The organism is Pseudomonas sp. BP11-1-1, assembly GCF_052112105.1.
Taxonomy (GTDB): domain Bacteria; phylum Pseudomonadota; class Gammaproteobacteria; order Pseudomonadales; family Pseudomonadaceae; genus Aquipseudomonas; species Aquipseudomonas alvandae.
Genome location: NZ_JAUTYU010000019.1, coordinates 65,796 through 87,332 on the forward strand (window position 1 = coordinate 65,796; position 21,537 = coordinate 87,332).

The window sequence follows — 21,537 nt, forward strand, 5'->3', positions numbered from 1 at the left end:
GTTACCGCCGGGTGTTACCGCGGTTACTGATGCGTTTCAGCGAGGGGGTGTGTTTAAGATCTGACTGCCCGGTCCTGGATTCTGTGGGAGCGAGCTTGCTCGCGATGGCGTCCTGTCAGTCACAGCATGGTTGACTGATACACAGCTATCGCGAGCAAGCTCGCACAGGGATGGAGGGTGTTCGTCAGAGAGGTGGCAAGCGTTCCAAACCGGCGAAGGGGCACGCCGCAAGGAGATCCTTGAGCAGGCGTCCATCGGCCAGGCGCAGGTCGGCGGGGGCCAGTTCGGCCAGGGGGTAGAGCACAAAAGCCCTGGCTTGCATATGGTAGTGGGGGACCTTGAGGCGGGGCTCGTCGATCAGACGGTCACCGAACAGCAGGATGTCCAGGTCCAGGGTGCGCGGGCCCCAGCGCTCAAGGCGCTCGCGACCCTGGCCGGTTTCGATGGCTTGCAGCGCGTCGAGCAGCTCAAGCGGTGCCAGGTCGCTGTCCAGGGCCGCCACCGCATTGGTGTAGCGCGGCTGGCCGGGCAGCAGGGAATCGCTTTGATAAAACGCCGAGACGCCTGCCAGTCGGGTCTCGGGCAGGCGCGCCAGCGCCTCGATGGCGCAGCGCAGTTGCTCGGCGGGTTCGGCCAGGTTGCTGCCCATGCCGATATAGATGCGTTCCATCGATTACTCGTCTGATGCGCTCGGTACGCCGGCACGCTTACGCTTGGCACCGCTGCTGCGCCGACGCTTGCGCGGGCCGCTGGTGCCGTCGTCCTTGCCGCTGAGCTCGCGGATCATCTCGCGGCGCTCGCTGTCGTTGGCGTCCTGGTAATCGGTCCACCATTCGCCCAGGCCATCGGTCTGCTCGCCGGCGCTTTCACGCAACAGCAGGAAGTCGTAGCCGGCGCGGAAACGCGGGTTTTCCAGCAGCAGGTCGGCACGTTTGCCGCTGCGCCGTGGCAGGCGCTCCTGCATGTCCCAGATCTCGCGGATCGGCATCGTGAAGCGTTTTGGAATGGCGATACGCTGGCACTGTTCGGCAATCAGTTCGTGGGCGGCTTCCTGCATCGCCGGAATCGGCGGCATGCCACGGTCTTGCAAGCGCAGCACGCGAGCGGGCAGGGCAGGCCAGAGCAAGGCGGCGAAGAGGAACGCTGGCGTTACCGGCTTGTTCTGCTTGATCCGCAGGTCGGTGTTGATGAGCGCTTCGCTGATCAGGGTGTGGGTGTAGGTCGGGTTGTGCTCCAGGGCTTCGGCGCTGGCGGGGAACAGCGGATCGAAGAGCTGCAGGTCCACGAGCATTTCGAAAGTATCTGCCGCGTTACCTGACAGGAACAGCTTGAGCACTTCCTCGAACAGGCGGGCCGAGGGGATTTCCCGCAGCATTGGCGCGAGCTCGCGAATCGGCAGGGCGCTGTGTTTTTCGATGCCGAAATCCAGCTTGGCGGCGAAACGCACGGCCCGCAGCATCCGTACCGGGTCTTCCTGGTAGCGCTGCTTGGGATCGCCGATCAGGCGGATCAAGCGATTGCGAATGTCGTGCACGCCGTTGGCGTAATCGAGGATGCGCTCGCTCACCGGGTCGTAATACAGGGCGTTGATGGTGAAGTCGCGGCGCTGCGCGTCTTCTTCCAGGGTGCCGTAGACGTTATCGCGCAGGATGCGTCCGCTCTCGTTGCGAGACGATTGGTTGCTGTCTTCGTCTTCGTCGTTTTGCGGATGGTTGGCGCGGAAGGTCGCCACCTCGATGATCTCGCGACCGAAGTGGATATGCACCAGCTTGAAACGTCGCCCGATGATCCGCGCATTGCGGAACTCAGCGCGTATCTGCTCGGGCGTGGCGCTGGTGGCGACGTCGAAATCCTTGGGGGTGATATTGAGCAGCATGTCGCGCACGCAGCCGCCGACCAGATAAGCCTGGTAGCCGGCGTTCTGCAGGCGTTCGACGATGTTCACCGCGTAACGGCTGAATTGGGCCTTTTGCAACGAATGCTGGCCGCTATTGAGCACTTCAGGCGTGCTGCGTATGTGTTGCGTACGACGCAAGGGAGAACGGAATGACTGGAACAGCTTCTTCAGCATGGGATGCACTGTTTGAAGGAATATTCAGCCAAAAACGAAGAATGGCCGCATGATGGGCGGGGATTCTAGCATTTAGTCAACGGATGGTGTAGGACGCAGGCGTTTTGAGCTGCAAGCTTAAGCGACAAGCTTTGTAGGCAGCGGGGAAGGCGGAACGACAGAAACCACAAGGGGAGCCGAAGCTCCCCCAGAATTAGTTGCGTGCTCTGTTTTTATTATTGGTTTCGGGCTTCTTGTTTTTGTTGAGTGCCCGCGCCACGAGGTTTTCCCTTCGTGACCCTCCCAATCGGGAGCCAAGAGCAAACGGATTGCTTTGGTCGCTGTGTTGCAGTGATCCATCGATCCAACCAGTTCAGGCACCTGTCTTGAGACAGTTTTTATTGTTCTCGGCCTGGTTGTGGGGCAAGCCCCAAATACAACGCCTCTCCAAAAGAATCAGTTAGCTGCGCCTCTCGCCGTCTTGTTTTTATTGTGCGTGAGTCGATTCGTCTTATTTTTATTGTCTTGTGCATTGCTTGTTATTGTTCTTGTACCAAAGCTATAGCAGGGTGCGTGCCAACTTTTGCCAGGCCCAGCGAAACCGGGGGTTCTATCGATATGCCGGTTTTTTCAAGGCGAAAAAAAGCCGGGGTTTCGTTACCGTAAACCCCGGCTTCTGTTACGTGAAAAAGCTGAGGTAACAGTTTTTTCACAATGTGCGATGTTACCTGTACACCTCAGCTTTCGCTGGTTGCGCCGGTCTTGCGCCGTGGAATCCCCAGGCGCTGGCGACGTTCCCACAGGCATTTGCGGCTTACGCCCAGCTTGCGTGCCAGCTCGGTCTCGGTCATGTGGTCCTGATGTTCAAGGACGAAATGCTGGAAATAGTCTTCGAGGGACAGGTCCTCGGTGGGTTCATGGCTGGTGTTGTTGGCAGCGCCTCCCTGTTGTGGGGCCAGGCCGATGAATTCTTCGTCGTCGAGGTCACTCAGTTCGATGTCGATGCCCAGCAGGTCGGCGGAGATTTCCGGGCTTTCGCTCAGGATCACCGCTCGCTCCACAGCGTTTTCCAGCTCCCGGACGTTACCGGGCCAAGCGTAATGACGAATGGCCTGCTCGGCATCCGGGGCGAATTTCAAGTCGGTACGGTTGATCCGCGCGCTCTGGCGGGCGAGGAACGCATTGGCGATTTCGTTGACGTCGGCACCACGCTCGCGCAGGGGTGGCAGTTTCAGGGCAATCACGTGCAGGCGGTAGTAAAGGTCTTCACGGAACTGGCCGATCTTCGCCAGGCTCTTCAGGTCCCGGTGGGTCGCCGCGATCAGGCGTACGTCGACCTTCTGTGACTGGACCGAGCCAACTCGACGGATCTCGCCTTCCTGGAGCACCCGCAGCAATCGCGCCTGGGCTTCCAGTGGCAGTTCGCCGATCTCATCGAGGAACAGCGTGCCGCCGTCTGCCGCTTCCACCAGGCCGGCACGCCCGGCGCTGGCGCCTGTGAACGCACCCTTTTCGTGGCCGAACAGCTCGGATTCGATCAGGCTTTCCGGAATGGCCGCGCAGTTCACCGAGATCATCGGCGCCTTGGCCCGGCGGGACAGGTTGTGCAGTGCCCGGGCCACCAACTCCTTGCCGGTGCCGGACTCGCCTTGGATCAGGACATTGGAGTCAGTCGGCGCCACTTTGCGGATCTTGACGTACAGATCCTGCATGGGCGGGCACGAGCCGATGATGCCGATTTCGCCATTGCTGTTGCTGGCTCCTGCTTTTCCAGCGGCTACCTTGCCATTCGTCGGTTCCGACGGTTGGCTGGTCGCTGTCTGGCGGTCACGCAGGATGCGGGCTACAGCCTGGAGCATCTCATCGTGGTCGAACGGTTTGGCGATGTAGTCCACCGCGCCCATTTTCATGGAGTCGACCGCCGAGCGCAGGCTCGCGTAACTGGTCATGATCAGCACCGGCGTGCCCTGTCCGAGCTTGATCAACTCGGTCCCGGGGGCGCCGGGCAGACGCAGGTCGCTGACGATCAGGTCAAACGTGGGAATGCTGAAGCGCTCTTGTGCTTCCTGCACGGAACCGGCTTCGCTGACCTGGTACTGGTTGCGTTCCAGCAGACGGCGCAAGGCGGAGCGGATAATTGTTTCGTCTTCGACGATCAAAATGTGCGGCATTGATTCGATTCTCTCGACGGTCTCAGTTCACAGCGGACGTCGCTTCGACATGACGCGGCAAGGTGACCCGGATACGGGTGCCGCGCTGGCTCTGAACATCGGCCGGGCTGTCGATGGTGATTTGTCCATAATGCTCTTCAACGATGGAATAGACCAGTGCGAGGCCCAGACCGGTGCCTTCGCCAGGATCCTTGGTGGTGAAGAAGGGTTCGAACAATCGGTCCATGATGTTCTGTGGGATACCGCTGCCTTCGTCTTCGACGATCAGGTCGACCGTGTGTTCGAAGGCTTCACTCCTGACACGCACCGCGCTGCCGGCCGGTGAGGCGTCGCGCGCGTTGGACAACAGGTTGATCAGTACTTGGGCGAGCCGTTGGGGATCGCCGTCGACCCAGTGATCCGGGTCGCACAAATTGTAGAATTGGACTTCGAAGTTGCGCCGGTTGAGCGCCAGGAGACCGATGGCATCCTGTGCCACTTCGGCCAGGCAGACAGGTTCGTCATTGTGCTGATGGCCGCCGGCATGGGCGAAGCTCATCAGGGACTGGACGATGCGCGAGACGCGTTTGGTCTGCTCGAGGATCTGGCCGCTGATTTCCGTCAGTTCGCCGTCTTCCTCGCGCTCTTCACGAAGGTTTTGCGCCAGGCACGCGATGCCGGTGATCGGGTTGCCGATTTCGTGGGCCACGCCGGCCGCCAGTCGGCCGATGCTGGCCAGTCGCTCGGAGTGGACCAGCTTGTCTTCGAGCATCTGGGTGTCGGTCAGGTCTTCCACCAACAGCACCAGGCCACTGTTACCCGGCGCCAACGGCTCGTCGATGGCCGCCTTGTGCAGGTTCAGCCAGCGGGTCTGGCCGTCGAGCGCCAGGTGTTGTTTGTGCAGATGCTCATCCGGCAGGTCGATGAAGCCTTGCAGCAAGCCTTTCCACGGCTCGCCCAGGGTGCTCAGGCGTGAACCGACCACGCGCTGGGCGGCGATGCCGGTCAGTTCCTCCATGGCCTTGTTCCACATCAGGATTTCCTGGTCCTTGGCCAGGGAACAGACCCCCATCGGCAGTTCCTGCAGGGTCTGGCGATGATAACGACGCAGGGCGTCCAGCTCGGCGGCCAGGCCGGTGAGGCGCGAGTGGTAGTCCTCGAGGCGGCTTTCGATGAAGTGGATGTCTTCGGTGACATAGTTCTCACCGCCGGCCTTGTAGGGCAGGAAGGTCTCGACCATGTCCTGTGCCACGCTGGGGCCCATCAGGCCGGACAGGTTGGCTTCGATCCGATCCCGCAACCGGCGCAAGGCGTATGGACGGCGCTCATCAAACGGCAGGTAAAGGTCGCGCAGGGCCTGTTCGACTTCCTTTTGCGCGGCCTTGGCGCCAAGGGGCTTGGCCAGTTGGGTGGCGAATTCCTGGGGCGAGGCAGCGTGCAGTTCACGGCGCTGCGGACGGCGGACGTTATCCACGGCGCAGGCTTCGGCAGCGCTGGCTTCTTCGCTGCTGGCGTTGGTGAACAGCGAGATCAGGGTGAACATCAGCACGTTCGCCGCCAGCGAGGCGATGGCTGCCATGTGCCAGCTGGTGTCGTCGAGCACGTAGATCATGTTCAACAGTGGAATATAGAAACCCTGCAGGTTGCCCAGCAGTGGCAGCAGCATGGCGACCAGCCAGACCACGATGCCCGCCAGCAGGCCGGCGATGAAGCCGCGGCGGTTGGCGGTCGGCCAATACAGCACCGACAGTACGCCGGGCAGGAATTGCAGGGTCGCAACGAACGCGACAATGCCCAGGTTGGCCAGGTCCTGTCCGTCGCCCAGCATCAGGTAGAAACCGTAGCCGGCCATGATGATCGCGACGATCAGTGCGCGGCGGGTCCATTTCAGCCAGCGATAGATGTTCCCCTCTGCGGGAGGCTGGTAAAGCGGCAACACCAAATGGTTGAGGGCCATGCCCGACAGCGCCAGGGTGGTCACGATGATCAGGCCGCTGGCCGCCGACAGGCCGCCGACATAGGCCAGCAGCGCCAGCGCCTTGTTGTTGGCGGCGATGCCAATGCCGAGGGTGAAGTATTCCGGATTGGTGCTGGCCCCCAGTTTCAACCCGGCCCAGAGGATCAGCGGCACGGCCAGGCTCATCAACAACAGGAACAGCGGCAGGCCCCAGCTTGCGCTGACCAGCGAGCGCGGGTTGAGGTTTTCGGTAAAGGTCATGTGATACATGTGCGGCATCACGATCGCCGAGGCGAAGAACACCAGCAGCAGCGTGCGCCACGGTCCTTCCTGGAGCGGCGTGTGCAGCGCCGCGAGGGCGGTCTGGTTCTGCAGCAGCCAGATCTCGAGCTGCTGCGGGCCATCGAATACGCCATACAAGGCGTAAAGGCCGACGCCGCCGATGGCGATCAGCTTGATCACCGATTCGAAGGCGATCGCGAACACCAGGCCTTCATGTTTTTCCCGCGTGGCGATGTGCCGTGAGCCGAAGAAAATCGTGAAGAGGATGATCAGTACGCAGAAGCTCAGCGCCACCCGGTGCTGCACCGGTTCTTGGGTCAGGATGCTGATGGAATCGGCGACCGCCTGCATTTGGAGCGCGAGCAACGGCAGCACGCCGACCAGCATGAAAATCGTGGTCAGCGCGCCCGCCCAGGTGCTGCGGAAGCGGAAGGCGAACAGGTCGGCCAACGACGACAATTGGTAGGTGCGGGTGATTTTCAGGATCGGGTAGAGCAGCACCGGTGCCAGCAGGAAGGCCCCGGAAACCCCAAGGTAACTGGACAGGAAGCCGTAGCCGTACTGATAGGCCAGGCCCACCGTGCCATAGAACGCCCATGCGCTGGCGTACACACCCAGCGACAGGGTGTAAGTCAGTGGGTGGCGAATGATCGCGCGCGGGATCATGCCTCGTTCGCTGATCCAGGCTACGCCGAACAGCACCGCCAGGTAGGCGGCGCTGATCAGGATCATCTGGGTCAGGCTAAAGCTCATCGGCATCTTTTTGGCTCTGAAGGATGAAGGTCACGACGATCAGGATCAGCCAGAGCAGATACGGCCGATACCAGGCACCCGTGGCATCGATCCACCAATCCATGATGGCCGGGGAGAACAGGTAAATCCCCACTACCAGGAGCAGGACCAAGCGATAGATGTACATCCCGGTCTCTCTTTTTTATGCACGTGCCCGAAAACGTGCGGCGATGGTAACGGATAGGCGGCAGGCTGCAAGGGCCGTCACTGTATTTGCGCTTCGGGCAGCGCCAGTGTGCGCGGGATCTGCCCCGCATCCCAGTGGCGAACGCCCCAGGCCAGCAACTCCCGTGGGCTGGCATCGACCAGCTCCGGCGCCGGTTGCTGGCCCAGTGCACGCAACGCCCTTAACAACAGGGGAGGTGCCTGATCGGCCGTCAACGGTGGCGAGCGATAGGATTTGCCGAGCTTGTGTCCGTCCGGCTGGGTGATCAGCGGTACGTGCAGATAACGCGGTTGTGGTAACCCAAGCAGTTCTTGCAGGTAGAGTTGGCGCGGCGTGGAATCCAGCAGGTCGGCACCGCGGACAATGTCGGTGACGCCTTGCCAGGCATCGTCGAGGACCACGGCCAATTGATAGGCATAGAGTCCGTCGCGACGGCGAATCACGAAGTCGCCCGCCTCGCGGCCCAGGTGCTGGCGGAACTCGCCTTGGACCCGGTCGACGAAATGGTATTCGAGTTCCGGAACGCGCAGGCGGATGGCGGCGTCTTCGGCGTCGTGCCCGGCGTTGCGGCACAATCCCGGATAAATGCCTTGATACGGTTCCAGTTGCTTGCGCGAACAGGTGCAGGCGTAGGCCAGGCCTTGGCTGAACAAGCGGTCGATGACCTGCTGGTAGGCTTCGTGGCGGTCACTCTGGCGCACCATCTCGCCGTCCCATTCAAACCCGTAGCTTTCCAGCGCCTTGAGAATCGCCGCTTGCGCGCCGGGCTCTTCCCGTGGGGGGTCGAGGTCTTCCATGCGCAACAACCAGCGCCCGTCCACGGCCCGGGCATCCAGGTACGATGCCAGTGCGGCGACCAGCGAGCCAAAATGCAGGTGGCCGCTGGGGGTGGGGGCGAAGCGTCCGATGTAGGCAGTCATAGGGCGAATGTCACTGGGTTCGGGCACAAGGCGTGCAGATCTTGATGGCGGAGCATAATTCCCTGTGGGAGCGAGCTTGCTCGCGATAGCGGTGGGCCAGCTTGCATAAGTATTGAATAAGTCGCCGTCATCGCGAGCAAGCTCGCTCCCACAAGGGGATTGGGTGTGCAGCTGGAGCGCAAACAAAAAACGGAGCGTATGAACGCTCCGTTTCGATGACAGCCCCGGCGATTACTTGCCGACCTGTTTTTCCTTGATTTCCGCGAGGGTCTTGCAGTCGACGCACATATCGGCGGTCGGACGTGCTTCCAGTCGCTTGACGCCAATCTCGACGCCGCAGGACTCGCACCAGCCGTACTCTTCGTCTTCAATCAGTTGCAGCGTCTTGTCGATTTTCTTGATCAGCTTGCGTTCACGGTCGCGGGCACGCAATTCAAGGCTGAATTCTTCTTCCTGGCTGGCACGGTCGGCCGGATCAGGGAAGTTGGCCGCGTCGTCCTTCATATGGTCAACCGTGCGATCGACTTCCTGCATCAGGTCCTGTTTCCACTTGTTCAGGATCCTGGTGAAGTGCGCGCGCATGGGGGCGCCCATGTACTCCTCGCCCTCTTTCGCGACATATGGCTCAAACCCGCTGAGCGACTGGTTTTCTTTCTGCTTTGCTTGGGTGGGCATGAATGGACCGCCTCTACTCTTGTAATCCACTACGCAGGATTGCTCCATCACCGACACCTGCCGGCCCTGCGGCTGCAAGCGGGCGAACTTACCAGATCAAATCGGGCCGCGCTACTCCCGGTTGTCGAGCCTGGCGCGGCTGGGGCCTGTAAAACATGGCCGGGTCCGGTCCGGTGGGGTCGCAAACCTGCTCAATGCTTGATTTTAGTCAAGCCTGGGTTAAACGCTGGAGTCATTTCCAGCGATCTACGCGCTAGGACCGTTTTAGATTTGCGCTCGTTCCCGCAGCCGTTCGCGAGTTGGGTAGAATCGGTTCTTTTTTCGCGAAGGACGGCCCCATGGCCCAGCCCTACAGCGCACGCAGTCGTGCCATCGAACCTTTCCATGTCATGGCGTTGCTGGCCCGTGCCAACGAATTGCAGGCCGCCGGGCACGACGTCATTCACCTGGAGATCGGCGAGCCGGACTTCACCACCGCCGAGCCGATCATCCAGGCCGGCCAGGCGGCCTTGGCGGCGGGCAAGACCCGTTACACAGCGGCCCGTGGCATTCCTGAACTGCGCGAGGCCATTGCCGGTTTCTACACGCAACGCTACGGGGTGGATATCGATCCCCGGCGTGTCCTGGTGACGCCGGGTGGGTCCGGCGCGTTGCTGCTGGCCAGCGCCTTGCTGGTGGACCCAGGCAAGCACTGGCTGCTGGCCGACCCTGGCTATCCGTGCAACCGTCATTTCCTGCGCCTGATCGAAGGTGCGGCGCAACTGGTGCCCGTAGGGCCGGACGTGCGTTATCAATTGACGCCAGATCTGGTGAATCGCCATTGGGACCATGACAGCGTGGGTGCGCTGGTGGCTTCCCCGGCCAACCCGACCGGGACGATTCTTTCCCGGGATGAATTGGCGGGCCTGTCCAAGGCGATCAAGAGCCACAACGGCCATCTGGTGGTCGACGAGATCTATCACGGCCTGACCTACGGCACCGACGCCGCCAGCGTGCTGGAGGTCGATGACGATGCGTTTGTCCTGAACAGCTTTTCCAAGTATTTCGGCATGACCGGCTGGCGGCTCGGCTGGCTGGTGGCGCCTTCGGCGGCTGTCGGTGAGTTGGAAAAGCTTGCGCAGAACCTCTACATCAGTGCACCCAGCATGGCCCAATACGCGGCCCTGGCGTGTTTCGAGCCGGCGACCATCGAGATTTTCGAGCAACGTCGTACCGAGTTCGCGTTGCGTCGCGACTTCCTCCTGCCGGCCTTGCGCGAGTTGGGATTCGGCATCGCAGTCGAGCCGCAAGGCGCGTTCTACCTCTATGCCGACATCAGCGCATTTGGCGGCGATGCCTTTGCGTTCTGCCAGCACTTTCTGGAAACCGAGCACGTGGCGTTCACGCCGGGACTGGACTTCGGTCGTCATCAAGCCGGCCATCACGTGAGATTTGCCTACACCCAAAGCCTGCCGCGGCTACAGGAAGCGGTGGAGCGAATTGAACGTGGACTGCGGAGTTGGCAAGGCTGATGCTATTTTCCCCGGTTTTGGAAGAGGGACGGCTGATTCGACGTTACAAGCGTTTTCTCGCCGATATCGAGACCGTTCATGGCGAATTGCTGACCATTCACTGTCCCAACACCGGCTCGATGCTCAATTGCATGGCCGAGGGCGCGCGCGTCTGGTTCAGTCGTTCCAACGACCCCAAGCGCAAGTTGCCGGGCACTTGGGAAATAGGCGAAACCCCTCAGGGGCGCTTGGCCTGCATCAATACCGCGCGGGCCAATTCGCTGATCGAGGAGGCGCTGCGGGCCGGTGTCATCCAGGAGCTGAACGGTTTCATAGGGCTGAAGCGGGAAGTGGCCTATGGCGTGGAGAACAGCCGTATCGACTTTCGGCTCGATTACGCCGATTGCAGCTCGGCCTGGGTCGAGGTGAAGAGCGTTACGCTGGGTTTCGCCGGGACGAATGTGGCGGCGTTTCCCGACGCGGTGACCCTGCGCGGTGCCAAGCATTTGCGAGAGCTGGCCTGCCTGGCTCGGGAAGGCGTGCGCGCGGTGCAGTTGTATTGCGTGAACCTGAGTGGCATCGAGGCGGTGCGCCCGGCGCAGGAAATCGACCCGGTTTACGCCGCGGCATTGCGCGAGGCGGTGGCCGCCGGGGTGGAAGTGCTGGCCTACGGCGCCTCGCTGACGCCGGAGCTGATGTGGGTGGATCGCCCGTTGCCGGTATTGATTGAGCCGTTACAGATTGACCCAGATGCCTTGGTCGTCCTCCCGGCTGTCTAGGGCGGTCAGGAATTGCCCGGCACAAGGGCCGGCGACGCACTCACCGCTTTCGATCAGGAACAGCGCGCCATGGGTCGCGCATTGGATGAGACTGGCGCTGGCGTCGAGAAACTGATCGGGTTGCCATTCCAGCGGCACGCCACGATGCGGGCAACGATTGAGATAGACGTAGGCTTGGCCTGCACGCCGCACGGCCAGCAGCTTGCGCCCTTCGATGTCGAAGCCGCGACTGCTGTTGTCGGGTAATTCGGCGGCGGTACAAAGAAGTTTCATGTACGTCTCTAAATGTCATAAAGGATGGGCTCTTTGTGGGAGCGAGCCTGCTCGCGAATGCTGCGTGTCAGTGTTCTTGGTGTGGGCTGGCCCACCGCATTCGCGAGCAGGCTCGCTCCCACAGGCTATGTCGCCGAGTTCCATGCTTGACGGGCAAATGAAGGCAATCATCAAATGGCGCATTCTTCGCAGGCGTTCGAGGATACTTGACCAAGCCTTGCCCGTGAAAAACTTCTTGAGGAAGCTGCCTGATGCGCCTGAATGTCCACGCTGCGCCACAGGGCCTGATCAAGCTGGCCGATAAGTTCTACCTGGCCAAGACGCCATGACGGCACGGGTCAAACCGCGCACGTTGTTCATCGGCCTGGGCCTGCTGTGTCTGTTGGCAATCTGGCTGTCCCTGTCCTTGGGGCCGGTGAGCTTGCCGTTGTTCGATACCTTGCGCGCTGCACTGCGCCTGCTGGGTTGGCCGATGGCTGACGATGGCCTGGAGCAGGCCGAGCTGATCCTTGGCCAGATTCGCCTGCCTCGTACCTTGCTGGGCTTGGCGGTGGGCGGGATCTTGGCGTTGTCTGGCGTGGCGATGCAGGGGCTGTTTCGCAATCCGCTCGCCGACCCGGGGTTGGTCGGCGTGTCCAGCGGGGCGGCACTGGGGGCGGCGTTTGCCATCGTCGGGGGCTCGGCGCTGGGCGGGTTGCCTGAAGCATTCGCGCCCTACGTATTGTCAGTGTGTGCATTTCTCGGCGGGCTCGGGGTCACGGCGCTGGTCTATCGCCTTGGACGGCGCAACGGCCGGACTCACGTCGCCACGATGCTCCTCGCCGGCATTGCCTTGACGGCGTTGTCCGGGGCGGCGGTTGGCCTGTTCACTTACCTGGCGGACGATGCGACTTTGCGGACCCTGACGTTCTGGAACCTGGGCAGCCTGAATGGGGCCAGCTACGCGCGGTTGTGGCCGTTGTTGCTGGTCAGTGCGGGCGTGGCGATCTGGTTGCCGCGTCGGGCGCGGGCGCTCAATGCACTGTTGCTGGGAGAGTCCGAAGCCGCTCACCTGGGCATTGATGTCGAATGGCTCAAGCGTGAATTGGTGCTCTGTACGGCGCTGGGCGTAGGCGCCGCAGTCGCGGCAGCGGGCATGATCGGTTTTGTCGGGCTGGTGGTGCCCCACCTGGTGCGACTATTGGCGGGGCCTGACCATCGCGTCCTGCTGCCTGCATCAATGTTGGCAGGCGCCAGTCTCCTTTTATTCGCCGATCTGGTGGCGCGCCTGGCGCTGGCCCCGGCGGAGCTGCCGATCGGCATCGTCACGGCGTTCATCGGTGCACCTTTCTTCCTTTATTTATTGCTGCGGGGGCGCGCCTGATGTTGCGAGCGCAAGACTTGCACATCCACCGTGGACGTAGAACCGTACTGGCGGATCTCGATCTGCAGCTCAATCCCGGCGAAGTGCTGGGTGTGCTCGGTCCCAATGGCGCGGGTAAAAGTACTTTGCTGGCGGGTTTGTGTGGCGAGTTACGGCCGGCGCAAGGGCAGGTCTGGCTCGATGACCGGCCTCTGATTCAGTGGGCGGGTGCCGAGCGCGCTCGTCGCCTGGCGGTGTTGCCGCAGTCCTCGACACTGGATTTCGCGTTCCGTGTAGAAGAAGTGGTCGGCATGGGACGACTGCCTCACCAGAGCGGTCGGGTGCGTGACGGGCAAATCGTCGAATGGACGCTGCAAGCGGCGGACGCGGTGCATTTGCAAGGCCGCAATTATCTGGATCTGTCCGGCGGCGAGCGCCAACGGGTGCACTTGGCGCGGGTGCTGGCGCAACTGTGGCCGGGTGAGGCGGGGCAAATCCTGCTGCTGGACGAACCGACCTCGATGCTCGATCCGCTGCATCAGCACACTATCCTGCATGCGGTGCGTGAATTTGCTGGTCGCGGCGCGGCGGTGCTGGTGATCCTGCATGACCTGAACCTGGCGGCGCGCTACTGTGATCGCCTGCTGCTGTTGGCGTCCGGCCGGCCGGTGGCCCTGGATACGCCTCGGCAAGTGCTGCGCCCGGAGCCGCTCAAGGCGGTGTTTGGCCTCGACGTGCTGGTGCAATCCCATCCGGAGCGCGGGCATCCATTGATCATTGCCCGCTGAGGCTGGCTGGAGGATTCCGATGTGCGCTTGATCCTGATTCTGATGTTGGGTGTCTTGTCGGCTTGCCAGAGTGTCGCCCCGCCCCCGGTGGGCGGGCGGATCCGTGATTTGCATACGGGCGAATCGATCACGCCTCGGGCATTGGTCGGCCGTTTGGCGCAGGCCCCGCGAGTCGTGGTCGGCGAACAGCACGACAACCGTGACCACCACACGCTGCAGCGCTGGCTGCTCCAGGCCCTGGCCGACCAGCGTCCCCAAGGCAGCTTGCTGCTGGAGATGCTGACGCCACACCAACAGCCAAGGGTCGACGCGGTTCGCCAATTGCCTGCCCTGCCGCAGGATTTACCTGGCGCGTTGGATTGGTCGCCAGGTTGGGATTGGCGTCTGTACGGGCCCATGGTCGAGTTCGCCTTGAGGCAATCTTATCCGGTGTCGTCAGCGAATCTGGACAACGCGGACATCCAGCGCATCTATCGCCAAGCTCCCGCCATAAGCGGCACTCGCTCCAATGCAGCTACGGTGAAGGAGAAACTGTTGGGACAAATCCGCGAGTCTCATTGCGGACTACTGCCAGAGTCGCAGATGCCGGCGATGTTGGCGGTGCAGCAACAGCGTGACCGGCGCATGGCCGAGCGATTGCTCGAGGCTCCCGCGCCGGCATTGTTGTTCGCGGGCGCCTGGCATGTTCGCAAAGACGTTGGCGTGCCGCTGCATGCACTGGATCTGGGCGCTCGTGACGCACCAGTCGTCCTGATGCTGGCCGAGGAGGGCGGCGACGTTACGCCGGCCATGGCTGATTTCGTGTGGTACACCCCGGCGACACCGTCCCGAGACTATTGCGCACAGATGCGTGGAGACGACAGGCAATAATTTCCGGGCAAAAAAAGACCCGGCAAGAGCCGGGTCAAATAACCGTGATTAGCCTGATGAGGAGATATCTGAGAGTCCGAACCAAGGGCTTTTCAAATATCGACCAGTCTCGCGACCGGATGTGGTAATCATAGCGATTCTCATTTCCAAGTCAAACATTGTTTTCCCACCGACAAAAAATATCTGTTGCCTGTCATGGAAATCGCAAAAGGTAACGTCAGGCTTTGTGGCGCGTGGAAATGGCGTCCAGCTGTTTGTTCAGCGCTTCTTTGCGTTCGGCCGGAATATCGTTCCAATGCATGTCCATCAGCGCACCCTCTATGGCGTACAGCAAAACCTTGGAAGCGCGAAAACCACGAGTGCGCACGGCGCGGTAGGCGTCCACCGCGCCGAGACGGCGCAGGTCCGAGGCACTGTGGATACCCACGGCGTGCAGCCACTGGGCTGATGTCTTGCCCAGATTCTTCAGGTGTTGCAGTTCATCATTCATCGAGCCTCCTTGCGACGGCCGACTGGTGCAGTGGGCAAGCTTCTCAGGAGTGTAGCGCTCAGTAGGAAAAGCGTGATTCTTTGGTCGGAATCGACGCAAAAGCTTCTAAGGCATTACGCACGATGGGTATGAACAAGCAGAAAGGCATATCGTCCAGCGCAAGCGGGGGCGCTGGAGATCGTTCGGTGCCGTGGCCGTTTCCTTCAGGTTCAGCGGGTGCGGTAGCGCAGGCGAGTACCGAAGTTCATGGACATCAGGATTTCATCGGCAGACAGCTCGGGCGGGAAATAGGTGCCGGAGATCTGCGCATGGGCAAGGCTTGCGCCTTCCAGCGATGACTTGCGGAAATCGATGCCGCGCAGATCGGCGGAACGGAAGTAGGCGTCCGTGAAGTCCACGTCGTCGGCGTTCAGTTCGCGCAAGTCAAGGCCGCGGAAATCGCCGCCGCGCATATCGATCGGACCTTGGGGGCGTTGGCTGTTGAATCCGGCAATGTCGTCTTTGCGCAACAAGGCATACAGCGGGGTATCGAGAAGCTTGGGGTGGCTCATGGCATATCACCTGTTGGTTTTATGGCGCCAGTATAGTGCCACTATCTGGCGGCCGTGAAGCCGGGCGTCGGTTCACGGCCGAAATAGTCTTCTACAGGCCTGGCAGGCGTTGACGAATCTGCGCAACCACGACATCCAGCGTGCCGCTTTCGTTGGTTTGAACTCGCTTGCTGCAGAGAATCTCAGCCGGGCTCAGCGCTTCACGGCTCGCCAGTTGGGCGGCGATCACTGCCAGGTTGGCGTCGGACGGGTCTTTCTGGTCGGCCTGGCGCTGGGCGAGTCGGCTTTCGATGACGGCTTGCGGCGCGTCGCAATCCAGGATCAGGAACGGCGCGCCCGTGCCTTCGGCGACTTTGGCCGCCGCATCGCGCTGCTCATGCTTGAGGTAAGTGGCATCGATCACTACCGGGAATCCGGCATGCAGGATCACGTCGGCGATCTCATGCAGGCGAGCATACGTGGCGCTGCTGGCATCGCTGCTATAGATGCCGGCTTGTGGATCGTTCGGCACTTGTTGTTCACCGAACAGGCGCTTGCGCTCTACATCCGAACGCAGGCGAATCGCACCGAGGGCCTCCACCAGGCGCATCGCAACGTGGCTTTTGCCTACGGCCGAGACGCCATGGGTAATGGCCAGGAAACGCGAAGGAATGGTGCTGTAGCTTTCGGCCAGGTTGGCATAGTTGCGGTATTGGCGCAGGGTGGTGGCGCGCTGTACCGGGTCGGCTTCGGCGGGCATGCTGAACAGCGCGACCTTGGCCCGGACCAGGGCGCGGTAGGCTTTATAGAAGTTCAGCAGTTCCAGGCCGCTGTAGTCACCGGTGAGTTCCAGGTATTGACTGACGAACCGCCGCGCGAGCGACTTGAGGCCGCGGTCTTCGAGGTCCATCGCCAGGAAACCGGTGTCGGCGTAGACGTCGGTGAAACGGAATGGCTCGTTGAACTCGATGCAGTCGAAGATCACTACTTTGCCGTCGATTACGGTGGCGTTGCCCAGGTGAATGTCACCGTGGCATTCGCGAATGAAACCGTCGGCCTTGCGCTGGGCGAACAGCGGCTTGAGGCGTTCGAAGCTGGTTTCGGCCCAGGCTTGAAGAGCTTCGAGTTGCTGCAGGTCGGCCTTGTCGTTGAGGAACGGACGGATCTGCTCGAAGTTCTGCCGTACCGGCGCCATGACGCTGTCCGGTGTACCCGCCGAATTGTCGGCCGGCACCTTGGGCGTGGAAAGGTGGAACTGGGCGATCTGCGCGGCCATTTCATCAATGTGTGCGGTGGTGAGTTCGCCGTTGGCCTGCAGGGTACTGAGCAGTTCGCTCTGGGGAAACTGGCGCATTTTCAAGGCGTATTCGATGGCCGGGCCGTCGCCGCCCAGTTGTGGCGCTTCGGCGCTGCCGGTGATCGGCAAGACTTCCAGGTAAAGATCCTGGGTCAGGCGTTGGTTCAAGCGCAGCTCTTCACCACAGAAGTGTTTGCGCGCGTCGAGGCTGGTGAAGTCGAGGAAACCGAAATTGACCGGCTTCTTGAATTTGTAGGCATAGGGGCCGGTGAGCAATATCCAGGAGATGTGGGTTTCGATGACCTGGAACCCTTCGACGGGGTGCGGGTAAAGGGCCGGGTTTTGCAGGGCAGCGATCAGTGATTGGCTCACGGGCGATCCTTCAGAGTCTGGAAAATTCGAGGCGGTCATTATGGCCGCAAGCCGCGCTAACGCAAACCTTGGCGGACTCATGTTGAACCACGACAAAGTGCGTATAATCCGCCGCCATGACTCGTACCCGATCCCCCCGCACCCCCAAGAAACCACCCGCCAGCCGCCTTCGGCCCTGGCTGGGCTGGGCCCTTAAACTGAGCCTGGTAGGCCTTGTCGTGCTTGCCGGTTTTGCCGTCTACCTCGATGCCATCGTCCAGGAAAAGTTCTCCGGCAAGCGCTGGACCATCCCGGCCAAGGTCTATGCCCGGCCGTTGGAACTGTTCGTCGGACAAAAGCTGAGCAAGGACGATTTCCTGACCGAGCTCGATGCCTTGGGTTATCGCCGCGAAAGCGTCGCCAATGGTCCGGGTGCGGCCTCGGTCAACGGCAATACCATCGACCTCAATACCCGTGGGTTCCAGTTCTATGAAGGCATGGAGCAGGCACAACCGGTGCGGGTGCGTTTTTCCGGTGACTACGTCGCTGCGCTGACCGGCGCCAATAATGCGAGCCTGTCGGTGGTGCGCCTGGAACCGCTGCTGATCGGTGGCCTGTATCCCAAGAATCTGGAAGACCGCATCCTGATCAAGATCGACCAGGTGCCACCGTTCCTGCTCGATACGCTGATTGCCGTCGAGGACCGTGATTTCTACCATCACTTCGGCGTATCGCCCAAGTCGATTGCCCGGGCTGTCTGGATCAACACGTCGTCGGGGCATATGCGCCAGGGCGGCAGTACCTTGACCCAGCAGTTGGTGAAGAACTTCTACCTGACCAACGAGCGTAGCCTGACCCGAAAACTGACCGAAGCCATGATGGCGTTGCTGCTGGAGATGCACTACAGCAAGCAGGAAATTCTTGAGGCCTACCTCAATGAAGTGTTCGTTGGCCAGGATGGGCAGCGGGCGGTCCACGGCTTCGGCCTGGCCAGCCAGTTCTTCTTCAGCCAGCCGCTGTCCGAGCTCAAGCTGCATCAAGTGGCGCTGCTGGTGGGCATGGTCAAGGGGCCTTCTTCCTATAATCCGCGTCGCAACCCGGAGCGTGCCCTTGAGCGGCGCAACCTGGTGCTCGACTTGCTGCAACAACAGGGCGTGGCCACGGCCGAGCAGGTCGAAGCGGCGAAGAAGATGCCGCTGGGCGTGACCAAGCGTGGCAGCCTGGCGGACAGTTCGTTCCCCGGTTTCATGGACCTGGTCAAGCGGCAGCTGCGGGAAGACTATCGCGACGAAGACTTGACCGAAGAAGGCTTGCGGATCTTTACCAGTTTCGACCCGATCCTGCAGATGAAGGCTGAGGCGTCAGTCAATGACACCTTCAAACGACTGGCGGGGCGCAAGGGTTCTGACGAAGTCGAAGCGGCCATGGTCGTGACCAACCCGGAAACTGGTGAAGTCCAGGCAATGATCGGCAGCCGCCAGGCCAGCTTTGCAGGCTTCAACCGGGCATTGGATGCGGTGCGCCCCATCGGCTCGCTGATCAAGCCGGCGGTGTATCTCACGGCCTTGGAAAAACCAAGCCAGTACACCCTGACCAGTTGGCTGTCCGACGAGTCATTCTCGGTCAAGGGTGCGGACGGACAGGTGTGGACGCCGCAGAACTATGATCGCCGCCCCCACGGTACGGTGTTCCTTTATCAGGGGCTGGCCCATTCCTACAACCTGTCGACGGCTCGCCTCGGCCTGGAAGTCGGAGTGCCTAACGTGCTCAAGACCTTGGCACGCCTGGGAGTGACTCGCGAATTCCCGGCGTTCCCATCGATGCTGCTGGGGGCCGGTGGCCTCACGCCGATCGAAGTCGCGGCGATGTACCAGACATTGGCCAATGGCGGCTTCAATACGCCGATGCGCGGCATCCGCAGCGTGCTCACTGCCGACGGCGAGCCGCTCAAGCGTTATCCGTTCCAGATCCAGCAACGTTTCGATCCGGCTTCCATTTATCTGATCCAGAGCGCCATGCAGCGAGTCATGCGTGAAGGGACCGGCAGCTCGGTCTATAACGTGCTCCCCCGAACGCTGACCCTGGCGGGCAAGACCGGCACCAGTAACGATTCGCGCGACAGTTGGTTCGCCGGTTTCAGCCAGGATCTGCTGGCGGTGGTCTGGCTGGGGCGTGACGACAATGGCAAGACGCCGTTCACCGGCGCCACCGGTGCGTTGCAGGTCTGGACCAGTTTCATGCGCAAGGCCGATCCGCTGCCGCTGGACATGCCGCAACCGGACAACATCGTCCAGGCCTGGGTCGATTCGCGCACCGGACAGGGCTCCGACGCGAATTGCCCGGGTGCCGTGCAGATGCCGTATATTCGCGGCAGCGAACCGCCACCCGGTGCGGCATGCGGCGGTCAGAATCCCGCCGAATCGGTGATGGATTGGGTCAAGGACTGGATGAATTAAGCAAAGAGGGTTTCAAGTGAACAAGTGGTTGATTCCAGCGGTAACCGCCGTGGCTTTGCTCAGTGGCTGCTCTACCGTACAGCGCGGTTCGATTCCGGTTGTCGATTCCGGTACCGCCGTCTCCAATAGCGAGCGGGTCTCGGCCAATGGTGGTTTCCGTCAAACGACGGTAAAACGGCCGATGCCGGGCCAGGTCCAGGCAATCCCGCAGGGCGACACCGGTGTCGTCGTGATGGTGCCAGGTGGCGGTGCAACGGCTTCGGCGCCGATCAGCAGCACGCCGATCACGCCGGGTCCGATCACTCCAGGGCCTATCGAAACTTCACCGATCAACCAGGGCAGCTACAGCATGCCATCGACGCCGAGCAGCATTCCCTCGGCGGGTTCGGGTGGCTTGTCCGCCGATGAGCAACTGGACGGCCCGGTGTTGGCGCTGTTGACCACGGCGCAACAGCAGCAAGCCGGTGGTGACCTCAATGGTGCTTCCTCGAGCCTCGAGCGAGCCCAGCGCGTCGCGCCGCGCGAACCGCAAGTGCTTTATCGACTGGCTCAGGTGCGCATGGCCCAGGGCGATGCGCCACAGGCTGAACAACTGGCCCGTCGCGGCCTGACGTTCTCCAGTGGCCGCCCGGCACTCCAGGCAAGCCTGTGGGAACTGATCGCCCAGGCTCGTGAGAAACAGGGCGATTCGGCGGGCGCCGCACTGGCCCGCCAGAAGGCCAAGGTATCCCTCTGATGGATGGTCGTTTTCCCTTGATCGCCGATCAGTTGCTGCTGATCGAGCGAGAACTGCGGGTCCAGGGCTGGTGGAGTGACGTGTCGCCTTCGGCCGAGGCGCTGGCCAGTGTCGAGCCGTTCGCGGTCGACACCCTGGATTTCGAGCAGTGGTTGCAATGGATCTTTCTTCCGCGGATGAAAGCCATCCTGGAAAACGACCTGCCGCTGCCCAACGCCTCGGGCATCCTGGCCATGGCCGAAATGGTCTATGCCCAGCGGCCGGGGCAGGGCGTCAAATTGCAGCAGTTGCTCGCGCAGTTCGACCAGTTGATCACCGACGTCAGCTGACGCTGCTCACTGACAGTTTTCTTCAACCTGCTTGCGGGTTTCATCGATGCGCTGGCGCCGCTCTTCCTCGGTAAGGCGGCGCATTTCACCTTCCACCTCTTCTCGCACCCTGGGGTTGTTCTGCAGTTGCGCCAGGTTGGTCCGGGCCTGTTCGCAGAACGCCTTGAGCTGGGCCTCCTGTTCGGCCACTTGCTGCTTCACTTGCTTGTCGATCATTTTCTGATCACCAACGACACCACCTGAAGCGGGCGCTTGCGGTTTGGCGGCAGGCGTCGGGGTCTTGCTCACGGTAGTCGCATCCACGCCCTCGGGCGGTTGGGCGCCGAAATGGGTCACACCTTGGGCGTCCACCCATTTGTAGATCTGGCCGGCCATGCTCATTGGGCTCAGGCTTGCCAGCAGGATGGCCGTCAATAACATCGTTCGCATGCTGTTTCCTTGTCCTGGGTTGCGCAATCGAAGCTAACAGAGTAGCCGTTTAAAGGTTTTTTCTTGCGTTCTCATGTGCTTACTTCAATAAAGCACATTGACGACTTGACTTGCAGAGGGCGAAACAGAAGAATCCAAAGTCCGCTGTAGAGGGACTGCCAGAAGCAGACCCACTCGGCAGATCATGAGGCGCACATCCGCGCCGACCTGTTACACCCGCAACGCGTTACCTCGCGCTGGGTGGGAAAGGCCCGCAACACTTGGGACGATCCCAATACTTGCTCAGTCAGTGCTGACGTAGTCGGCGACCACCGTCGCTCATGCTCTGCCGAGAAGTAAACCTATTAAGACCCGTCCCTTTTTCCATGGGTCGGTATTCTGGCGT

General features: G+C 61.4%; 20 protein-coding genes. 8 read left to right on the top strand and 12 right to left on the bottom strand.

Annotation, left to right across the window (positions count from 1 at the left end; translation table 11 throughout):
• Positions 1-184: 184 nt before the first annotated feature.
• From folK to dksA, 7 genes are all read right to left on the bottom strand, one after another.
• Positions 185-670 carry a 2-amino-4-hydroxy-6-hydroxymethyldihydropteridine diphosphokinase gene (gene folK, locus Q7C33_RS24715; protein ID WP_030140241.1) on the bottom strand — a complete coding sequence of 162 codons (486 nt, stop codon included), beginning with the start codon at positions 668-670 and terminating at the stop codon, positions 185-187.
• 3 nt (positions 671-673) lie between these two features.
• The gene (locus Q7C33_RS24720; RefSeq protein ID WP_030140240.1) at positions 674-2,071 is read right to left on the bottom strand and encodes a polynucleotide adenylyltransferase PcnB; all 1,398 of its coding nucleotides are present in this window, start codon (positions 2,069-2,071) and stop codon (positions 674-676) included.
• A gap of 716 nt (positions 2,072-2,787) precedes the next feature.
• A complete protein-coding gene (locus Q7C33_RS24725; RefSeq protein WP_030140239.1) occupies positions 2,788-4,221 on the bottom strand; it encodes a sigma-54-dependent transcriptional regulator in 1,434 nt (477 codons plus the stop codon).
• Positions 4,222-4,243: 22 nt separating this feature from the next.
• Positions 4,244-7,198 carry a sensor histidine kinase gene (locus tag Q7C33_RS24730; protein ID WP_030140238.1) on the bottom strand — a complete coding sequence of 985 codons (2,955 nt, stop codon included), beginning with the start codon at positions 7,196-7,198 and terminating at the stop codon, positions 4,244-4,246.
• Entirely contained in the window at positions 7,182-7,358 is a 177-nt protein-coding gene (locus Q7C33_RS24735; protein WP_003176118.1) for a hypothetical protein, read from the bottom strand. The genes Q7C33_RS24730 and Q7C33_RS24735 overlap by 17 nt, the downstream gene beginning before the upstream one ends.
• 77 nt (positions 7,359-7,435) lie before the next feature.
• Positions 7,436-8,317 carry a tRNA glutamyl-Q(34) synthetase GluQRS gene (gene gluQRS, locus Q7C33_RS24740; protein WP_198798376.1) on the bottom strand — a complete coding sequence of 294 codons (882 nt, stop codon included), beginning with the start codon at positions 8,315-8,317 and terminating at the stop codon, positions 7,436-7,438.
• Positions 8,318-8,548: 231 nt separating this feature from the next.
• Positions 8,549-8,992: an RNA polymerase-binding protein DksA gene (gene dksA / locus Q7C33_RS24745; RefSeq protein ID WP_030140236.1), complete on the bottom strand. Its 444-nt coding sequence runs from the start codon at positions 8,990-8,992 to the stop codon at positions 8,549-8,551.
• 338 nt (positions 8,993-9,330) lie between these two features.
• Here dksA and Q7C33_RS24750 point away from each other — a divergent pair, with 338 nt between their 5' ends.
• Both Q7C33_RS24750 and sfsA read left to right on the top strand, forming a co-directional pair.
• The gene (locus Q7C33_RS24750) at positions 9,331-10,503 is read left to right on the top strand and encodes a pyridoxal phosphate-dependent aminotransferase (RefSeq protein WP_030140235.1); all 1,173 of its coding nucleotides are present in this window, start codon (positions 9,331-9,333) and stop codon (positions 10,501-10,503) included.
• Positions 10,503-11,261 carry a DNA/RNA nuclease SfsA gene (gene sfsA, locus Q7C33_RS24755; protein ID WP_407684299.1) on the top strand — a complete coding sequence of 253 codons (759 nt, stop codon included), beginning with the start codon at positions 10,503-10,505 and terminating at the stop codon, positions 11,259-11,261. The genes Q7C33_RS24750 and sfsA overlap by 1 nt, the downstream gene beginning before the upstream one ends.
• Here sfsA and Q7C33_RS24760 read toward each other — a convergent pair.
• Positions 11,217-11,534: a Rieske (2Fe-2S) protein gene (locus Q7C33_RS24760; protein WP_030140233.1), complete on the bottom strand. Its 318-nt coding sequence runs from the start codon at positions 11,532-11,534 to the stop codon at positions 11,217-11,219. The genes sfsA and Q7C33_RS24760 overlap by 45 nt on opposite strands.
• A 379-nt stretch (positions 11,535-11,913) precedes the next feature.
• Here Q7C33_RS24760 and Q7C33_RS24765 point away from each other — a divergent pair, with 379 nt between their 5' ends.
• From Q7C33_RS24765 to Q7C33_RS24775, 3 genes are read left to right on the top strand one after another with little or no spacing between them, the layout of a single operon-like run.
• On the top strand, positions 11,914-12,897 hold the full coding sequence (locus Q7C33_RS24765) for a FecCD family ABC transporter permease (protein WP_187293330.1): 984 nt from the start codon (positions 11,914-11,916) through the stop codon (positions 12,895-12,897).
• Positions 12,897-13,664, top strand: coding sequence for a heme ABC transporter ATP-binding protein (locus Q7C33_RS24770; RefSeq protein ID WP_198798379.1), 768 nt, complete (start codon positions 12,897-12,899; stop codon positions 13,662-13,664). Before Q7C33_RS24765 ends, Q7C33_RS24770 begins: the two co-directional genes overlap by 1 nt.
• A gap of 21 nt (positions 13,665-13,685) precedes the next feature.
• Positions 13,686-14,534, top strand: a complete 849-nt coding sequence (locus Q7C33_RS24775) for a ChaN family lipoprotein (RefSeq protein ID WP_407684300.1) — start codon at positions 13,686-13,688, stop codon at positions 14,532-14,534.
• Between the two features lie 217 nt (positions 14,535-14,751).
• On the opposite strand, the gene Q7C33_RS24780 is transcribed toward Q7C33_RS24775, so the two are convergent.
• From Q7C33_RS24780 to Q7C33_RS24790, 3 genes are all read right to left on the bottom strand, one after another.
• Positions 14,752-15,024 carry a TfoX/Sxy family protein gene (locus tag Q7C33_RS24780; RefSeq protein WP_024779602.1) on the bottom strand — a complete coding sequence of 91 codons (273 nt, stop codon included), beginning with the start codon at positions 15,022-15,024 and terminating at the stop codon, positions 14,752-14,754.
• A 209-nt stretch (positions 15,025-15,233) separates the two neighbouring features.
• Positions 15,234-15,575 (bottom strand): pentapeptide repeat-containing protein, encoded by a 342-nt coding sequence (locus Q7C33_RS24785; protein WP_030140229.1) that lies wholly within the window; start codon positions 15,573-15,575, stop codon positions 15,234-15,236.
• A gap of 91 nt (positions 15,576-15,666) precedes the next feature.
• On the bottom strand, positions 15,667-17,223 hold the full coding sequence (locus Q7C33_RS24790; protein WP_407684301.1) for a bifunctional aminoglycoside phosphotransferase/ATP-binding protein: 1,557 nt from the start codon (positions 17,221-17,223) through the stop codon (positions 15,667-15,669).
• A 116-nt stretch (positions 17,224-17,339) separates the two neighbouring features.
• Here Q7C33_RS24790 and mrcB point away from each other — a divergent pair, with 116 nt between their 5' ends.
• Genes mrcB through Q7C33_RS24805 form a run of 3 tightly spaced genes read left to right on the top strand, consistent with a single transcriptional unit; the run spans position 17,340 to position 20,723 of the window.
• Positions 17,340-19,658 (top strand): penicillin-binding protein 1B, encoded by a 2,319-nt coding sequence (gene mrcB, locus Q7C33_RS24795; RefSeq protein WP_030140227.1) that lies wholly within the window; start codon positions 17,340-17,342, stop codon positions 19,656-19,658.
• A gap of 16 nt (positions 19,659-19,674) precedes the next feature.
• Complete coding sequence (locus Q7C33_RS24800) at positions 19,675-20,394, top strand: tetratricopeptide repeat protein (protein ID WP_407684302.1); 720 nt, start codon at positions 19,675-19,677, stop codon at positions 20,392-20,394.
• Positions 20,394-20,723, top strand: coding sequence for a YqcC family protein (locus Q7C33_RS24805; protein ID WP_030140225.1), 330 nt, complete (start codon positions 20,394-20,396; stop codon positions 20,721-20,723). The genes Q7C33_RS24800 and Q7C33_RS24805 overlap by 1 nt, the downstream gene beginning before the upstream one ends.
• Before the next feature lie 6 nt (positions 20,724-20,729).
• Here the strand turns inward: Q7C33_RS24805 and Q7C33_RS24810 are convergent, their stop codons facing one another.
• A complete protein-coding gene (locus Q7C33_RS24810; protein ID WP_407684303.1) occupies positions 20,730-21,152 on the bottom strand; it encodes a DUF4124 domain-containing protein in 423 nt (140 codons plus the stop codon).
• Positions 21,153-21,537: the final 385 nt, after the last annotated feature.